Annotated in this window: 13 protein-coding genes; 10 read left to right on the forward strand and 3 right to left on the reverse strand. The window is 32.6% G+C overall.

The window, feature by feature from the left end; translation table 11 throughout:
* Positions 1–204: 204 nt before the first annotated feature.
* The gene (locus tag ABD816_RS18130) at positions 205–813 is read right to left on the reverse strand and encodes a superoxide dismutase (RefSeq protein ID WP_344929796.1); all 609 of its coding nucleotides are present in this window, start codon (positions 811–813) and stop codon (positions 205–207) included.
* Between the two features lie 238 nt (positions 814–1051).
* On the opposite strand from ABD816_RS18130, the gene ABD816_RS18135 reads away from it, so the two are divergent.
* The 3 genes from ABD816_RS18135 (at position 1052) to ABD816_RS18145 (ending at position 8695) form a co-directional block, all read left to right on the forward strand.
* Positions 1052–4204 (forward strand): UvrD-helicase domain-containing protein, encoded by a 3153-nt coding sequence (locus ABD816_RS18135; RefSeq protein WP_344929797.1) that lies wholly within the window; start codon positions 1052–1054, stop codon positions 4202–4204.
* Between the two features lie 283 nt (positions 4205–4487).
* Positions 4488–5885: an OmpA family protein gene (locus tag ABD816_RS18140; protein ID WP_344929799.1), complete on the forward strand. Its 1398-nt coding sequence runs from the start codon at positions 4488–4490 to the stop codon at positions 5883–5885.
* Positions 5886–5959: 74 nt separating this feature from the next.
* Positions 5960–8695, forward strand: coding sequence for a PD-(D/E)XK nuclease family protein (locus ABD816_RS18145; protein ID WP_344929801.1), 2736 nt, complete (start codon positions 5960–5962; stop codon positions 8693–8695).
* A gap of 7 nt (positions 8696–8702) precedes the next feature.
* On the opposite strand, the gene ABD816_RS18150 is transcribed toward ABD816_RS18145, so the two are convergent.
* Positions 8703–8921, reverse strand: a complete 219-nt coding sequence (locus tag ABD816_RS18150; RefSeq protein WP_344929802.1) for a hypothetical protein — start codon at positions 8919–8921, stop codon at positions 8703–8705.
* A gap of 233 nt (positions 8922–9154) precedes the next feature.
* Positions 9155–9475: an MBL fold metallo-hydrolase gene (locus ABD816_RS18155; RefSeq protein ID WP_344929803.1), complete on the reverse strand. Its 321-nt coding sequence runs from the start codon at positions 9473–9475 to the stop codon at positions 9155–9157.
* 480 nt (positions 9476–9955) lie between these two features.
* On the opposite strand from ABD816_RS18155, the gene ABD816_RS18160 reads away from it, so the two are divergent.
* The 7 genes from ABD816_RS18160 (at position 9956) to ABD816_RS18190 (ending at position 19794) form a co-directional block, all read left to right on the forward strand.
* Complete coding sequence (locus ABD816_RS18160) at positions 9956–12331, forward strand: TonB-dependent receptor domain-containing protein (protein ID WP_344929805.1); 2376 nt, start codon at positions 9956–9958, stop codon at positions 12329–12331.
* Between the two features lie 102 nt (positions 12332–12433).
* A complete protein-coding gene (locus ABD816_RS18165; RefSeq protein ID WP_344929806.1) occupies positions 12434–12901 on the forward strand; it encodes a Dps family protein in 468 nt (155 codons plus the stop codon).
* An 83-nt stretch (positions 12902–12984) separates the two neighbouring features.
* A complete protein-coding gene (locus ABD816_RS18170) occupies positions 12985–13833 on the forward strand; it encodes an alpha/beta hydrolase family protein (RefSeq protein ID WP_344929807.1) in 849 nt (282 codons plus the stop codon).
* A 47-nt stretch (positions 13834–13880) separates the two neighbouring features.
* Positions 13881–14165 carry a hypothetical protein gene (locus ABD816_RS18175; RefSeq protein WP_344929808.1) on the forward strand — a complete coding sequence of 95 codons (285 nt, stop codon included), beginning with the start codon at positions 13881–13883 and terminating at the stop codon, positions 14163–14165.
* A gap of 83 nt (positions 14166–14248) precedes the next feature.
* On the forward strand, positions 14249–16648 hold the full coding sequence (locus ABD816_RS18180; RefSeq protein WP_344929810.1) for a TonB-dependent receptor: 2400 nt from the start codon (positions 14249–14251) through the stop codon (positions 16646–16648).
* A 5-nt stretch (positions 16649–16653) separates the two neighbouring features.
* A complete protein-coding gene (locus ABD816_RS18185) occupies positions 16654–17196 on the forward strand; it encodes a type 1 periplasmic binding fold superfamily protein (protein WP_344929812.1) in 543 nt (180 codons plus the stop codon).
* An 816-nt stretch (positions 17197–18012) separates the two neighbouring features.
* Positions 18013–19794: a type VI secretion system Vgr family protein gene (locus tag ABD816_RS18190; RefSeq protein WP_344929814.1), complete on the forward strand. Its 1782-nt coding sequence runs from the start codon at positions 18013–18015 to the stop codon at positions 19792–19794.
* The last annotated feature ends 11 nt before the right edge of the window (positions 19795–19805 follow it).

A 19805-nucleotide genomic window follows, 5' to 3' on the forward strand; every position in this document is an offset into this window, starting at 1 on the left:
AGAAACTGAAATGGGACTGATTGCTATGGCACACAACCTTAAAAAGGTAAGTTTAGCCTTATAAAAGCTAACTTGCTTTTATAAAATCCCATAAATCTTCGCTAAAATTTACAATCAACAATTAAAACCTAAAAGTATACAAAATAAAAAGACTGCCTAAATTGCTTTTTAGACAGCCTCTTTTAATAAATCTAATGAAAAGAATTATTTGTTTTCCGCATATTTTGTAGAAACCATATCCCAATCAATAACATTAAAAAATGCTGAAATATAATCCGGACGACGATTTTGATAGTTTAAGTAGTATGCATGTTCCCATACATCTAATCCTAAAATAGGAGTTCCTCCACAACCTACTTTTGGCATCAAAGGATTGTCCTGATTAGGAGTTCCGCAAACTTCTACTTTTCCGCCTTCATGAACACATAACCAAGCCCATCCAGAACCAAACTGAGTAGCTGCTGCTTTAGAGAAAGCATCTTTAAAAGCATCAAAAGAGCCAAAAGATGCATTTATTGCTTCTGCAAGCTCACCAGAAGGAGCTCCACCGCCATTAGGTGACATTACTTCCCAGAATAAACTGTGGTTATAAAATCCACCACCATTGTTTCTGACAGCACTATTAGACATATCTAAGTTGATAAGAATGTTTTCTATTGTCTTTCCGCTTAGATCAGTTCCTTCTATTGCTGCATTTAATTTAGAGGTGTATCCCGCATGGTGTTTATCATGGTGAATTTCCATGGTACGAGCATCTATATTAGGTTCTAAAGCATCAAAGGCGTATTTTAATTTTGGTAATTCGAATGACATATTCTACTTTTTTTAGTGATTAAAAATAACGAAATCAAAGTTATGAATTAGACTGACTAATAAAAATTAATATTTGTTATAAATTATTTAAATCCAGATTTTCATTCAGGCTTGCTTATTATTTTTGTCAAGATCATATGAATTGGTACCGTTTATCTTATAAAATTTTCAATATTAATTTATATTTAGCCTATATTAAAGGATACTAATACCTTTTAAATTTTAATCAGACTACATCTTGAACCCTCAACACGCTTTTACCATATACAATGCCGCTGCAGGAGCAGGAAAAACCTATACAGTAGTGAAGGCATATTTGATTAAACTATTAACCGGAGAATTTCAGGAAAGTTATAAGAATGTGTTGGCCATTACTTTTACCAATAAAGCTGTGGCAGAAATGAAGTCCAGAGTGTTAGAAAGTCTTGTTGGAATAAACAATGCTACACCTTCATTTAAATACCAACAATTAATCAATGATATTATATCAGAAACGGGTATTGACAAAAAATTATTAAAACAAAAGGCAGATCGAATTCTTAAAAGCATACTTCATAACTATGCAGGGTTTGATATTGTTACCATAGATACATTTACACATAGAGTCATAAGAACTTTTGCTAAGGATTTAGAAATTCCGATGAATTTTGAAATCGAAATGGATACTGATTCATTAATCGAAGAAGGGGTGGATGCATTAATAGCAAAAGTAGGATTGAATGAGGAACTTACAAAAACCCTTATTGATTTTGCGTTAAGTAAGCTAGAAGATGACAAAAGCTGGGATATCACTATTGAACTTAATAAGATTGCCAAACTTTTATTTAGTGAAAATGACAGAATATACCTGGATAAGCTGTTAGATAAATCCATTCACAATTTTACAGAATTAAAAACAGTATTGACAGCAAAGATTAAGGCGGACCAAAAAAAAATTGTTGCTATAGCTGAAGGTATTATTCAATCCATACAAGTTGCAGGGTTGGTATTTGAAGATTTTACACGTAAATCTATTCCCAGTCATTTTGTGAAACTAAAGAACCTGGAGTTTAAAGGTGTTTTTAAATCTGTATGGAGTCAAAATATAGAAACTGCAAGTTTCTACAATAAAACATTAGATGTAGTAAAGAAAGAAGCGATAGACAGCTTACGCCCATTAATTGAAAAGGCTTTTTTAGAAACAAAAGAGAGGGCGCTTCAATTAAAACTGTATGAGAATATTATCAAAAATATAATTCCACTTTCTGTATTAAATGCAATAGATAAAGAAATCCGGAATATAAAAAAAGAAAGAAATATTTTATTGATTTCTGAATTTAATAAAATTATAAGTGATGCAATAAAAGATCAGCCCGCACCTTTTATTTATGAACGTTTAGGAGAGCGGTATCGTGATTATTTTATAGATGAGTTTCAGGATACCTCAGAACTACAATGGCAGAATATGATACCACTTATTGATAATGCAATTGCTACTGAGACTTTAGCTGGTAAAAGAGGACAGTTAACTATTGTAGGTGATGCTAAACAGGCTATTTATAGATGGAGAGGAGGAAAAGCAGAACAATTTATTAATTTATCTCTGGATGAAAACCCTTTTTCAGTAAAAGAAAAACGTGTACGTAACCTACCTAGAAATTATAGAAGCTGTAAAGGAATTATTAAATTTAATAATGATCTGTTTACTTTTTTATCAAATGATTTTAGCAATGAATTATATCAGAAATTATATTTATTAGGTAATAATCAAGAATATAATGACAAAGAAGGAGGGTATGTGAATGTATCGTTTGTAGAAGCTAAGAATGTTGAAGAGGAAAATGAAGTATACCCAGACAAGGTTTATGAAACGATAATAGCGCTTACTAAAAAGGGATATGAGCTAAGTCAAATTTGTGTATTGACCAGAAGGCAAAAAGAAGGAACCGCAATTGCAGATGTTCTTGTAGAAAAGGGAATACCTATTATTTCTTCTGAAACATTGCTGTTAAAGAATGACCCCAGAGTTTGCTTTATCATCGATCTACTCACATGGTATGTAAATCCTGATGATCTTTTAGCTAAAATAGCAGTGTTACATTTTATGACAGAACGATTTTCTATCGATGAAAAACACTCTTTTTTACAAAAAATGGTCTCTATTGATAAGTCATCATTTATAACAGAGCTTACCTTGTATGGAGTTGATTTTAATTTTTATCAGTTAGATGTAAAACCGTGTTACGATGGTATAGAATATATTATAAATAGTTTTGATCTTACAGCTACAGCACCAGCATACTTACAGTTTTTTTTAGATACTGTTTTTTCCTATACCCAAAAGTTTGGAGAAGGTCTCATAGGTTTTCTAACATATTGGGAACGTAAAAAAGATACACTAAGCATAATAGCACCTGCAGGAGAAGAGGCAGTTATGATGATGACTATACATAAAGCAAAGGGGTTAGAATTCCCTTGTGTTATTTACCCATATGCTAATGTGGATATTTATAAAGAATTAGAACCTAAAACATGGCTACCAGTTGCTAAAGAAGATTTTGAAGGTTTTGAAGATGTGTTTATTAATTATAATAAAGAACTTTCAGAGTTGGGACCGGAAGCATTACGAATCGTAAATCACAGACAGTCTCAATTAGAATTAGATAATCTAAATATATTATATGTAGCGCTGACCAGAGCAGAAGAACAACTATACATTATTTCTAAAGTAGAATTAAATGCTAAAGGAGAAAGTAATTTTAATAAGTTTTCAGGAAAATTTATTAATTATCTAAAACATATAGGAATATGGAATAATGACCAGCTTAGCTATGATTTTGGGATTGCTACTAAACCAGAACAGATAAAAACAGCAGTAAAATCATCTACAGAAAGTATTGTGTTGACTAAATTTGACAATGCATTAAAAAAACACAAGGTACATATCATTACTAATGCTGGTAAGCTTTGGGATACTGCGCAAGCAACTGCAATAGAGAAAGGGAATTTAATTCATGATCTTATGGCTTCTATATATGTATATAAAGATATCGATGACGTAATAATAAGAGCTCAGGAATCTGGGATGATTACTGTATCAGAAAAAGATACATTATATAAGGAATTAAAAATGGTATTAGATCACCCTGAACTTGCTCCTTTTTTTAGTGAAGATAAAGAAGTCCTGAATGAGAGAGATATCATGGCGCAAGGCCATATGTACAGACCAGACAGGATTATTATTGATACAGAAAAAAAAGCTACAATAATAGATTACAAAACGGGAGAACATAAAACAGTATACACGAATCAATTGTTACTATATGGAGAGTTATTAGAGAATATGGGGTATCATATAGATAGAAAAATACTTGTATATTTTAATGATGAACTCACTTTAAAATACCTATAAATAACAATTATTTTTAGAATTACTGGTAGAAATTTACTGATAAAAAATATTTTTATCTTATAATTGTACTATTGTTACAGAGATCATCACTATAAATTTGTTTTTATAAGGGCTTATTATCACATTTTTGGGGTACATAATTTGCTAAATTACAGCTTTAAAAACTTCGCAAACGTCGATATACACTGACCTATTAAGAAAAATTTATTAGTTTTGTCTTTGACAGTAATATTTAACATATTACATTTGCTCTAATTAACACTTAAAAATTAAATTATTGAATATGAAACATCTTAGCAGATTTTTAGTGGCTTCGTTATTAGTACTTGGGTTTAGTACTGCGAATGCACAAGATCAAAACAACCCTTGGGCAGTATCGATTGGCGTTAATGCTGTTGACATCTATCCTACTGGAGGAGACTTAGAAAACGTACAAGGCGATATCTTCAGTGAATTTTTTAACGCTAGTGACCACTGGAATATCCTTCCATCAGTATCTAGATTATCTGTAGGTAGATATATAGGAAGTGGTTTCGTTTTTAACGTTGCAGGTTCTGTAAACAAGATAGATGTACTAGGAGAAACAGAAGAAGGAGATGCAGTAAACGCTGATGACTTATCTTACTATGCTGTAGATGGAGGAATTAACTATAGCTTCAAAGAAGCAATCGGTTCTAAATGGTTTGATCCATATTTAGGATTAGGCGGGGGTTACACTTGGGTTGATGAAATCGGTGTAGGTCATGTAAATGGTTCTTTCGGTCTTAACTTTTGGATGACTGAAAATTTAGCATTAAACTTACAGACTACTTATAAGCACGTATTAGAAGATTATGAAACTGGAGCTTATCCTCCAACTCACTTCCAACATGCTGCTGGTATTACTTTTGCTTTTGGAGGAAAAGATACAGATGGTGATGGAGTATATGACAAAGATGATGAGTGTCCTGAAGTTCCTGGTTTAGCAGAATTTAACGGATGTCCTGATACAGATGGTGACGGAATCACTGATGCGAAAGATGATTGTCCAGATGTTGCAGGTACTGCAGAGTTTAACGGTTGTCCTGATACAGACGGTGATGGAATTGCTGATCCTAAAGATGAGTGTCCTACTGTTGCTGGTTTAGCTAACTTAAATGGATGTCCTGATGCTGATGGTGATGGAATCACTGACGCAAAAGATGATTGTCCTAATGAAGCTGGTCCTGCTGCTAACAACGGATGTCCTTACCAAGATAAAGATGGTGACGGAGTATTAGATAAAGACGATAACTGTCCTGACGTTGCTGGAACTGTTGCTAATAACGGTTGTCCTGAAGTAACTGAAGAAGTACAGAAAAAATTAAATGAGTACGCTGCTCAAGTATTATTTGATTCAGGTAAATCTTCAATCAAAGCTCAATCTGATAAAGTATTAAGTGATATTATCGCAATACTTAATGAGTACCCATCTGCTAAGTTTACAGTAGAAGGTCACACAGATAGTGCAGGTAGCGAAGCTTCTAACCAGAAATTATCTGATGCTAGAGCAAATTCTGTAAAAACTTATCTTACAGGTAAAGGTGTAGATCAGTTCAGATTATCTGCTATCGGATACGGAGAATCTAGACCTATCGCCTCTAACAAAACAAGAGATGGAAGAGCTCAAAACAGACGTGTTGAAATTAACTTAGTGAAGTAATATTCTTCATTAATAATTTATTAATATAATAGAAAAACGTCCCGATATATCGGGACGTTTTTTATTTTTAGAGAGTGGATAGTTTTTTAAAAGAAATAGTAAGAGAAGTAAAAGATACGTATACTGATATTAGCGAACTAATATTTATCGTACCTAGTAAAAGAGCCGGATTATTTTTAAAAAAAGAGTTATTATATCAATATGCAGAGCAAACACTCTTTGCTCCTATTATCCTAAGTATTGAAGATTTCATTGCACAAGTATCCAGACTCCGTCAGATTGATAATATCCAGACTCTATTTGAGTTTTATGAAACATATCTTCATACCCATACCCATTTAGAGAAAGAAACGCTGGAAACTTTTAGCAGTTGGGCGCAAACACTTATATACGATTTTAATGAAATAGATAGGTATTGTATAGATCATAAGAGCTTTTTCTCATATCTCTCCAGTATACAAGATATTAACCACTGGTATTTACAAAAAGAGAAGACTGAACTGATCCAGAATTATATTAGATTTTGGAATGATTTATCAGATTACTACACTAATTTTAAAAATAAATTACTTAAGAAAAAAGTAGGTTATCAGGGGTTGCTCTATAGGATGGCGGCTCAGAATATTACTTCCTATTGCGAAGAAACCCAGCAAACCCATATTTTGATTGGTTTTAATGCCTTGAATAATGCAGAGCAGATTATTTTTCAGACATTATTAGAAGCAGAACAAGCTGATATTTATTGGGATGCAGATGCGTTTTTTCAACATAATTCCTACCACGAGGCTGCTTTATTTCTAAGAAACTATAAGAACAAATGGAAATATTATCAGGAAAAACCTTTTAAATGGATACGAGATAATTTTTCTTCTTCAAAAGATATAAAACTGATAGGTGTCCCCAAGAATATTGGTCAGGCAAAGCTGGTAGGGCAAATTTTAAAAAAAATTCCTGCATTAGAAATTGAAAATACTGCGTTGGTTTTATCTGATGAATCTTTATTGCTTCCTGTCCTCAATGCCTTGCCAGAAACAATAGGTGCTCTCAATATTACAATGGGATTAGCATTAAAAGAAGTGCCGCTTGCATCTTTTTTTGAATCCTTGTTTGCCCTTCACAAAACTCCTAACTCAAAGGGATTTTATTATAAATCTGTTTTAGAAATTTTGAGTAGTCAACCTGCATATTGGTTGTTTGGGTCAATTTCTAATGACATTAGAAATATAATTTCTAAAGAAAACCTGGTTTTTATAACGGTAGAAGGATTGAAGAGTAAATTACAGAATACTTCTAATTCTATGGTGGATATTTTATTCTCACCTTGGGATAATGCTTCAGATGCTTTGACACGTTGTAGAGAACTTATTAAGTTTTTGAAAGATGTTTTAAAAAAAGACACGCATCAATTAGAGTTAGAATATGTATATCGTTTTCATTTAGTTTTTAATCGTTTACAAACCTTACATGAGCAATATCAATATTTGACAACAATAGCTTCATTATATCATTTATATAAAGATGTTATGAATACAGAAACTCTTGATTTTAGTGGAGAACCGTTTAGAGGATTACAATTAATGGGGATGTTAGAATCCCGATGTTTGGATTTTGAAACCGTAATTATAACTTCGGTAAATGAAGGGATATTACCGGCAGGGAAAAGTGCAAACTCATTTATTCCACATGATCTCAAAAACGCATATAACCTACCTACATATAAAGAAAAAGATGCGATTTATACGTATCATTTTTATCGTTTGATACAGCGAGCTAAGCATGTTTATATTATTTATAATACAGAGGATGAAGGAGTCGGTGGAGGAGAAAAGAGCAGGTTTATTCGTCAGCTGGAAATTGATAAAAGACCATTGCATGAGGTATCGCAATATATCACTTCGTCAGAAATACCAGCGGTGATTCAGAACCCATTGATTATTAATAAAGATGAACAGGTACTTCAAAAAATTAAAGAATTAGCAACCCACGGGCTATCTCCTTCAGCACTGACAACTTATATAAGAAATCCTATTGATTTTTATTATCAATATATATTAGGAGTCAGAGAGAGTGAACAGGTAGAAGAAACCATTGCCGCTAATACACTAGGTACAGTTATTCATAATACGTTAGAAAATTTTTATAAACCACTTGAAAATAAATTTTTAACTATAGAAGATATTTCTAAAATGATCGTTGATATCGATGTCGAAATTAAATCTCAGTTTAAAAAAGAATACAGCCAATTGGACATCAGGCAAGGTAAAAATTTATTGATTTATGAGGTAGCTAAAAGATATATTTATAATTTTCTAAAAGCAGAAGAACAAATATTAAAGAAAGGTGCAGCATTAAAAATTATTGCAATAGAAAGTAATCTTAAAACAAAAATTGAAGTACCAGAACTTAATTTTCCTGTGTATATAAAAGGAAAAGTGGATCGGATTGATGAGCTGGACGGACATATACGAATTATTGATTATAAGACAGGTAAAGTAAATAAAGGAGATGTAATTCTTATGGACTGGGATGTAATTACAGGAGACTATAAATATAGTAAGATAATTCAGGTATTAGCATATGCTTATATGCAACAAAATAAAAATCCAATATCAGAACCTTTTCAAGGCGGTATTATATCTTTCAAAAATCTAAAAGAGGGGTTTATGAAATTTGGAACCAAAGCATCTGTTAGAGGAAAAGTGAATCATCAAATCACAGCAGAAACATTAGAAAAATATCTAGAACAACTGAGACATTTAATTGTTGAAATTTCAACTATAGAAATTCCTTTCACAGAGAAAGAAGTATAGTATTAATTTATAAACGTCTATTCTTTAAATCTTGTAGAGAGATAAAACTATCTTTATCTTTTATGTCAAAATCTGTTCGTAATGAACCTCTTGCTTCTTTTCTTTCTATTTTTTTATCTTCTTTAAAATCCAGTTTAGAAAATCCTTCTTCTACAGATCCGGTAGTATACTTATAATCCCTTACATATTTACCCGTATAGTTGTCATAGGGAGCCAAGGTTTGCATGAGCTCTTTGCTTATTCTTACCTACAGTAAGACCCTTTCCTTTTTTACCTTTTCTGCCAGAAGAGTTCTTTTTTTTTAGTACCCCCAGAATCAATAATCAAATAATCCGCATCTTTGGCTAATACAGATAGAGATACTGAATAGGTTAAGTCTCCCAAAATAATAAGGGATCATCAACATCAAAACGGTAACTTAGCGCGTAAATAGTATGATTTATCTTTGTACAACGTATTTTAATACCTCCTACTAGTAAAAGTTTCTACTCCTTTTAAGTTTTTTGCGTTGTATTTATTTTTAACATCTTCTACCGTCCGACCACTGTTTTTTATTCTATAATTCATGTCTTCAGTATATAAATTCATGATGCTTGATGCAAAATCAGAAGTAGATGCTGGTCCTGCCAACATAAAATTATTTCCACCCAAAATAGAACGAATGAAAATAGGCGTTAGTTTTTCATTATGATCCATATGATGATGAATAAATAGCAAACGATCTAGTTCTTTTATCTCAACCCTCGCTTTGTTTAGACTGGCTTGAATACCATTACCCATATCGACTAGAATTTTTGTGTCTTTATATTGTACTCATACAGAAGGTCCTGATCGCTGGGGGTTATATGCTGGTTCTCCGTAACCAATGATAACAGCCGATAAAGTTTCAACTTGATCCTGCGAAAAACAAAATAGTGTGGTGTAAAATAGAATAAATATGGATCTATAGGTTTTCATTAATTTTGGTTTTAATGTCTTAAGGATACATAGTGCTACACTTTTCTGTTACGTCGCTATCAACACCACCAATACAACATAAAATTTAGACTTTATTTTTGTCCAAAGGTTTACTTCTGATTTTTCGTGTACTTATAGATTGTTAAAGTTGATATAATCCACCAATCGCCCTACATATTTTGCTTTATATTCATAAAATATATAGCAACGGCACTAAAATTCAGTAGATCAATAGAAACATACATACTATAATGGATGTATGAGAACTTCTCTAAAAACAATATAAAATTCTTAGTAGTGGTAATGAATAAAAACAAATATTTTACATTTTTTATACTATTATTTTCTTCAATTATGGTAGCTAGTGCTCAGAATAGTGAAATAGAAATAACAGGAAATCTCGTAGATAAAGAAAGTAATGAAGCGATTGGGTATGCCACAATAGTATTGGGAAACAAAAAAACCAATCAAGCAGTTGATGGTGTGATTACAGATGAGAATGGAAGTTTTAAGATATATTCTACGATTAGTGATTTTTATATCGAAGTAAGTTTTATGGGATATAAGACAAAGACAATCACCGAATATAACGTAGAAGATTCCAAAGTGAATTTAGGAACAATCCTTTTATCTTTAGATAGCCAGACTTTAGATGAAGTTATAGTGACGGGAGAGATTTCTAAAACAGAATTTAAGTTAGATAAAAGAGTGTTTAATGTGGGTCGCGATATTAGCAGTACAGGAGCGAGTGCACTAGAGGTTCTTAATAATGTGCCTTCTGTAAACGTAAATATCGAAGGTCAGATAAGTCTGAGAGGTAGTACCGGAGTACAAATTCTGATTGATGGCAAACCTTCTGTACTAGCAGATGAAGAAAGTAATGCACTGGGAACAATTACAGCGGATATGATAGAAAGTATTGAAGTGATTACAAATCCTTCTGCAAAGTATGATGCTGAAGGAACTTCAGGAATTTTAAATATTATTTTAAAAAAGGGCGAAAAAAAAGGGCTTAACGGATCTATCTCACTAAATACGGGGATCCCGGATAATCATAGTATAGGTGTAAGTCTAAACAGAAGGACAGAAAAATTTAATCTATTTACACAATTTGGAGCGGGATATCGTTCTTTACCCAGAGATTCAGAAACTTCTAATCGTGATCTTACTAATGCTACTACTGTAAATAGTGTAGGCACTTCTTTTAGAAATGAAACTTTTTATAACCTCACTTTAGGTACAGATTATCATATTAATAAGCTCAATGTGATTACATTGTCGGGTAATTTTGCCTACGAAGTAGAAGATCAACCCTCTTCTAATGATTTTGATTTTTTTGATGAAACTGGGTTGGTTTCCTCATGGACAAGAAAAGAAAATACAGAAGCAACTAATCCAAAATGGCAATACGAATTAAACTATAAAAAACAGTTTAAAAATAAAAAAGAACACATCTTATTATTTAGTACGCTGGGTAAGTTTTTTGGAAAGGATCTATCTTCAGAATTCTTTAATACGACAACTTTTGGGGATGATGTAGGTGGTAATCAGCAGACGGATACTAATTTTCAGCAGGCGGATTATACATTTAAGTTAGATTATACAAATCCGCTAACAGATAAAGTCACATTAGAAACAGGTGCCCAATACGTTATTAATGATGTAGGTAATGAATATGAGGTGCGTGATTTTATCGATGGAGTATTTGTCGCCAATGAAGATTTGACTAATGATTTTGAATATAATCAGAAAGTATTAGCATTTTACGGAACCACAGGTTATGAGCTAGATACTTGGGGTGTTAAAATAGGAATGAGGGCAGAGATCACAGATCTTACTACTGAATTGATTAATACTAATGAATCAAATAGCCAGAATTACACTAACTTTTTTCCCAGTTTTCACACTTCTTATAAAGTTTCTGAAAACTTTTCTCTGCAAGCTGGATATTCTAAGCGTATTTATAGACCACGGCTATTCGATTTAAACCCTTTTTTTAATATTCGAAATAATTTTAATATCAGAACGGGAAACCCGGATTTACAACCAGAATTTACGGATTCTTATGAGCTAACCAGTATTTTTAAAATCGGAAAAGCTTCTATGAATGCAAGTATTTATCATAGATATACTAAAGAGGTTATAGAAAGAATATCTCGATTTGAAGATAATGTTACCATATCCACTCCACAAAATGTGGGTACTAATGGAGCTACAGGTTTTGAGATGAATGGAAAATATAGTCCTGTAAAGTGGTTTACATTGACAGGTGATTTTAATTTTAATTATTTTGAAAGGGAAGGTATTTTTGAAGAACAACTTTTTGATTTTTCTGGAGAACGATGGTCTACAGAACTGGGAACTAAAATTGGATTACCTGCAGAAATTGATATTGAGATCACAGGCAATTATGAATCAGATTACAATACTGTACAAGGAGATGTTGCTGGTTTTGCTTTTGCGGATATAGGTGTACGGAAAAAAATATTAAAAGGAAAAGCGGTTATAAATTTAGGGATTAGAGATGTATTTGAATCCCGAATTTCGGAGAATTTCACGCAACAGGATGATTTTGAAACCTTTAGTTTTAATCAACGAGGACGCTTTCTTACCCTGGGATTTAGTTATGGTTTTGGTAAAGGTGAAGCGATGACATATTCTGGAGGAAGAAGGAGGTAACGACAAAAAGGTCATTATAAATAATAAGAACAAAATAAAATATAAAAGGTATTTTTATACTTTTTTAAATCGTAATTATATATAAAAGATAAAATTAAGAAGATGAAGAACCTAATAGGAATAGATAAAAACAAAGCAACGGTATTAAATAAACTATTGAATCAGTTATTAGCTGATTATCAACTGTTTTATCAAAATGTAAGAGGATTTCACTGGAATATAAAAGGAAAAGAATTTTTTGAACTGCATATAAAGTTCGAAGAATTTTATAATGACGCTTCTATTAAAATAGATGAAATTGCTGAAAGAATTCTGACATTAGAAGGAGAACCTTTACATACATTTTCTGATTATCTTAATGAATCTTCTATAAAAGAAAGAAAGGGTGTCAAGGATGGCGTAAAAGGGGTTGAATATATAGTAGTTAATTTATCAATATTAGTTGCTAAAGAGCGAGAAATATTAAGCTTGGCAGGAGAGGCAGATGATGAAGGAACAATAAGTTTGATGAGCGATTACATCACTGAAACAGAAAAAACCTTATGGATGCTTAATTCATATTTGAATTAAATATTATTTATTATTAATGATCAAAGTAACATTTTTTTAATGTGCATATACCATAATTATAAACCACTGAATTAATTCGTGATATGATCATAAGTCATAAGAATATATTAGTATCAGGAAAACATCAAAAGTCAATTGTGACTGATGTTTTTTATACTAATGAAATAGTCCAAAAACCAGTTGTTATTTTTTGTCACGGTTATAAAGGGTTTAAGGATTGGGGTGCGTGGGATCTGGTAGCTAATGCTTTTGCAAAAGCAGGGTTTTTCTTTGTAAAGTTTAATTTTTCTTATAACGGGGGAACCGTGGAGCAGCCAATAGATTTTTCGGATTTAGATGCTTTTGGTCATAATAATTATATTAAGGAGTTAGATGATGTAGAATCCGTTCTGGATTGGATCACTACAACACATACAGAGTACACTGATTTTATAGATACTACTAAAATCACATTAATTGGGCATTCTCGTGGAGGAGGAATTGTGCTGATTAAAGCAGCAGAAGATGCTAGAGTTCAAAAGTTGATCACATGGGCAAGTGTTTCTGATTATAAAAATAGATTTCCTAAAGGGGCTGATTTTGAGAAATGGGAAAATAGTGGGGTGTATTATGTGAAAAATGGAAGAACAAAACAGGAAATGCCACATTATTTTCAATTTTACACGTCATTTATCGAAAATAAAGAACGACTTACAATATCCAGAGCTGCTAAAAAAATAAAAATTCCACACTTGATTATCCATGGCTCTGAGGATCCTACGGTCTCTATAGAAGAGGCGCAAAAATTGCATGCATGGAACAGAAATAGTCATATGTTAATAGTCAAAGAAGCAGATCATGTTTTCGGGACAAAACATCCTTGGAGCCAGCAATATTTGCCAAACGCTCTACAAAAAATTATTACTGAATCTGTAAGTTTTGCAATATTTTAACACCAGCCGAGTTTTTAATACAGGTTAAATTTTGTTTATTTGCCGTTATGAAGTCACACAGACATATCATTGCTACACTCTTATTAGTAGTATTCAGTTGTATACAGCTTTTAGATCTACACAGTATAGGTCATGATGCTGATCATACTGATTGTAAGATATGTGTTCTTGCTTCTGAAAACCTGAATAGTGATTTTACTTCTGTTGCTATTTTTGATTTTTCTGAAATTGTTAGAATATCTACAAATCATATTGCTAGTCATTATGTAACTCCTTTCATTGGGGTTTCTTCCTCTTACTTTTTTTTAAATAAAGCACCACCTATTGCCTAGTATTTAAAATTCTATTTTAATTAAAATTAGGTTTTATAGCGTATCTCCATTACTATAATTACAAATTTATTTATTGTTCAATAATGAAAAGAAACGCGTTGATATTCGTGTTTCTTCTGGGACTCCACTTCTTGTCAGCACAAGAATGTAATCAGATCCTCTCTGGTAGTGTGATTGATTTTCATGATGGAATACCTCTGGAAGGTGCTACGGTTACAGTCAATAATCAGACTGTGTTAACAAATAGTTCAGGTGCTTATACTATATCTGGTTTGTGTCCTGTAGCATACGCTTTTACAATATCACATGAAGATTGTAATTCTCAGGTAGTAACGATTAACCTAAGTAACCTATCTAAAAAAGATTTTTATCTGGAACATCATTACACAGACTTAGAAGAAGTGGATATACAAACATCAGGACATAAAAAAACAACGAATAGTCAGACAGAAAGTGAACTGACCAGGAGCCAATTGGATCGTTATAATAATGTATCTATTGGAGATGCATTACAAGAGATTTCTGGTGTAAATACTTTAACCTCTGGTAGTACGATTGTAAAACCGGTAATTCAGGGATTACATAGTAGTAGAATTATTATGCTTAATAATGGTGTACGGCAGGAAGATCAGGAATGGGGAGAAGAACACGCACCTAATTTGGATATCAATGCGTTTACTAATATCAAAGTAATTAAAGGAGCAGGTGCCTTAGAGTATGGAGGTAATGCAATAGGAGGTGTAGTGATTGCAGAAAATAAAATTACCACTTTAGCTGATACTGTTTTTGGAAAAACTCAGTTTTTTGCTAGTAGTAATGGTCGTGGAGGCGGTGTTAATGCAGCACTTAATCTTGGATTGACAAAAGGATGGGGTGCAAAATTTCAGGGTACTGTTAAGTATTTTGGAGATAGTGAAGCTCCGGATTATATATTAAGTAACACAGGGCATCAGGAACAAAGTTTTTCTGTAGGTTTTGGAAAAACAAATTTTGTACAAGGTATAGAAGGGTATTATAGTTTTTATAATGCTACGCAAGGTATCTTGAGAGCTTCACATATCGGTAATGTGGGAGATTTGGTACGAGCTATTAATAGTAATGTTCCTTTAGTAATTAATGATTTCACATATGATATCGATGCACCTAAACAAGAAACACAACATCATCTTGCTAAGTTGAAAGGGTACCATAGATTTAAAAAAGTTGGGAAACTCAATCTTCAGTATTCATTTCAGTATAATAATAGAAAAGAATTTGATATCAGAAGAGGAGATGATAGGGGAAAAGCTAGTCTTGATCTGGAATTATTTACTCATAGTCTGGAAAGTTCTTTTTTGTTTGATGCTAATGATACCTTTAAAAAGAATGTTGGATTTCAGGTATCCTATCAAAAAAATACTCCCAACCCGGATACAGGAATCCGGAGGCTTATTCCTGATTATCAAAAGACTTCTGCGGGAGTGTTTGCTATTACTGAATTTACGTTGAGCGAGCACCTTACAGCTGATGCCGGAATACGATACGATTTTGTAAATATAAATGCTAAAAAATTCTACGAAAAGGATTTTTGGGAAGAGCGGGGCTATGATACAGAATTTGCTAATTTAATCATTGCAGATGAAACAGATCAATGGTTAACAAATCCTGATTTTGATTATGGTTCAATATCTGCATCTGGTGGTATGAATTATAAATATGGCGCACAAAATTCATTTTTGATGAGTGTATCCATAGCAAATCGTGCGCCCAATCCTGTGGAGCTATTTAGTGATGGGTTACATCATAGTGCTGCCATCATTGAATTAGGGGATTTACGTTTTGATCAGGAAACAGCAGTAAAATTTTCAATGAGTAGTGAGCATTTAAACTTTTTTGGTTTAGGACGTCTGACACTTTCACCTTATATAAGTAGTATCAAAGATTTCATTTTATTAGAGCCCACAGGGATTGATTTTACAATAAGAGGCTCTTTCCCTGTATGGGAATATAAGCAAACAGACGCTTTATTATACGGGATTGATATTGACTATGGAATTGATATTACAGAACAAGTTTCTTTTAAAACAGCATTTTCCTATATCTATGGGCAGGATACTACTAATGATGAACCACTAATTAGTATGCCGTCTCCTAATTTTAGATCAGAGATCGTATATAGAAAATCAATGTGGGATGTAAAATTGGTAAATACATCTGTGTTGAAGCAACAAAGATATCCGGATAATAATTTTGAATCAGAGTTTATTGAGAACGGAGCACTTGTTACCACTTTAGTTGATATCTCGACTCCCCCAGACGGATATAGTTTATTTGATCTTATAGGAACATATAGGTTTAGCGTTTTGAACCAGAGTGATCTCTCACTAGGAGTTAGTATTACAAACCTTTTTGACACTACGTATAGAGATTATCTTAATAGACAGCGTTTTTATGCTGATAATACAGGAAGAAATTTTACACTTAATATAAATTTTAAATTTTGAAACCAATGAAAAAAGTAATGAGAAGATTTGCACTGATAGTAACACTAGTAACGGTATTTGCCTCTTGTAGTGATGATGACAGTGATCCAGAAGTAATTAATGAAGAAGAAACGATAACCACAGTGAGGTTATCTGTAACAGAAAGTGGTACAACAGATACAGAGGTATATACCTGGACAACAGATAGTCAAGATGATATCACACTATCTGCTAATACGACGTATAATTTTGCTATCGAGTTTTTAGATGAATCAGATCCATCTGATGTTGAGGATATTACAGAAGAAGTAATAGATGAAAGTGATGAGCATTATGTTTTTTATGATAATACAGTTAATGAATTATCGTTTGTCGCTGCTGCAGATGACGTAGTTGATGCAGATAATATTTCAATTAATATATCTACAGATTGGTCAACAGGAGATGCAGCTACTGGGATTCTTAGAGCTTTCTTAATTCATGAGCCAACAACCAAAACAGGAGATACCAGAGATGATTTTGGTGGAGAAACTGACATAGAAGTAAGTTTTGATGTAACAGTAGAGTAGTTATAATAAACCTATAATTAATTGGATTTTGATTAAGAATATAGTGTGATAGTAAGAATTTTGATAAACAATATTAATATAAAGCATGTTTTTATAAGTTTTATGAAAAAATCGCTGATAATATGGTAACAAAATTCTTGCTTAAGTTACTAATATATAAGTAGAAGTATTAATTGATCATAGAACCGCAAAGATTTTAAGCAGATGTTGCGGCATCATTAAATATTGATTAAGAGATGTTTTTTAAGAAGGTTAGTAAATATAAGCACCTATATTCGCATTTTTAAAAAAAATTGAAACATTCATAATTAAGTATAAGTTGAGTTTGTGTTAAATACTATAATTCGTTTCAATTTACCCTCAGGAAGTAGTTAGCCTGAGGGTTTTTTATTTATCTATTTTGAACGGTATAAGGTTTTTAAATAACCTAGCATATACCAGTTGATCGCAGCAAAGAAGAATTGGAAATGAATATATATTAATCCTATATTAATGGTTTAATATTATAATTTATAGAACTAAGTTACATCAAAATAGACGTTACTTATAGAGTTACTTTTTTATAATCTCTTATACTTATCCAATCCAGGACTTGAATAATTCAGAAGTCAAATTATCTTGGTTATTTCTACAATAGATAGGTATAAGGGGGAATTGCACCTTTTTTTCATATAATATTTAGTATGTTTTAGAGGGATCAAGGCTGTTTGTCCTATAGTTCTGGCATTCTATCGAATAGGTAGCTAAAACAATAGATAAAAAGGAGAAAAATGCTTACAATTGTAGTAACCCTTGCTAATTTCTAATTCATAACTTATGGCACTACAATCAAGTATACAGATCTTTATAAATGGTATTCCAATTACTGCATTTAAATCCTTCAAATTACATCAGGAAATTGATCTACATCATGATTTTAGATTAGTATGTCGTGCAGACGTTTTAGAAAATCTATCAGGAGAACTCGCAGCAGAAACAAAGAACTTTCTGGGAGAAACGTTTATTTTGCAGATAGGTGCATTGGGATCTTTAGAAAGCTATAAAAAATTAGAATTCAAAGGTGTAGTAACCTCTGTTAATATTACCAAGGGATTCCAGAATGCAGGAGGAGATACGGTAGAGATTGTAGGTAATAGTAGTTCTATTATAGCAGATGATGGACCTCATTATGCATCACATACTGATGTAGGGTTAGCAGATATATTGGCTAAAACATTTCAAGGATATGATACTTCTAAACTGGAAATTGCTTTTACACCCGTAAAAACAGATACCTTACATTATAGCGTGCAACAGAACGAAAGTTCTTATAAATACGCCAGTCGTCTGGCAGCGCAATACAGTGAATGGTTTTATTATGATGGAAAAAAGCTTGTGTTTGGAAAAGCTACCTCAGAGACTGTTCCTTTACGATATGGCATAGATTTGCAGGAATTCTCGCTGCAATTAGCTCCAAAACCAAATAAATATAAGTATTTCACCAATGACTATCTGACAGATGAACAGCATGAAAAATCAACTTCAGAGATTAATACTGGAGTGAATGGTTTTAACCAATTTACAAGTGAAAAAAGTAGTACGCTATATGCTAAAGAAACATCAGTATATATCAATTCATATACAGATGCTCAATTAAAAAAGCGATTGGATACCCATGTAGAACAACAAAAGAAAGCAGTGGAGTCTAAGCAAGTTATTATAAGAGGGCAAAGCGATAATCCAGGAGTAAATCTAGGCGATATTGTAAGCATTCAGGATGGGATGACAAGCTATGGATCTTTTAGAATAACTAAAGTAACGCATACCGCGACAGAAAACGGCAAATATCAAAATACGTTCGAAGGAGTCACCGCAGCATTAGATGTTTATCCTAAAACAGATATGATGGCATTTCCCAAAAGTGAATCTCAGGTAGCGACTGTAAAAGAAAATGTAGATCCTGATGGAATGAGTAGAATACAGGTACAGTTTCCATGGCAGAAACCCTATGGAGAACTGACTCCGTGGTTACGAGTGGTATCTCCGCATGCAGGTAGTGATAAGGGTTTTCATTTTATACCAGAAAAAGAAGAAGAGGTATTAATAGGTTTTGAAGGAGGTAATGCAGAACGTCCTTATGTAATAGGATGTATGTATACTGGTGCGGCGCAACCAGGTAATTTTCAGAGTGGAGCTAATGATATTAAAGCGATTCAATCACGTAGTGGTAATAAAGTAGTTCTTAATGATCACGAAGGTTCAACTACTATAACTGACAAAGGTACTGCAGGTATTAAATTAGATGGTAAAGGTGTGATTATAATAAAAGCGAATGAAAAGTATGAGGTTAATGTGGGAGAAGAATCCAGTGTTTTGGTCATGGATAAAGATGGAAAAGTTGAGATCAGGGCAAAAGAAATGCTCCAGATCGTTGTAGGCGAAAGTTCCATAGCATTAGCAAAAGATGGCACTATAGAAATTAAAGGTAAAAATGTTGCAGTTTTGGGAGAAAATATTGGAATTTCTGGAAGTAAAACGGTAAACACTACTGCTAATGGTAGTCAAGTATTTCTTGATGGGAATGCCAAGATAATAGGATCTAACGTGGATATCAACTAATTAAAACAGTA

It is taken from the genome of Aquimarina addita (genome assembly GCF_039539305.1).
GTDB lineage: Bacteria > Bacteroidota > Bacteroidia > Flavobacteriales > Flavobacteriaceae > Aquimarina > Aquimarina addita.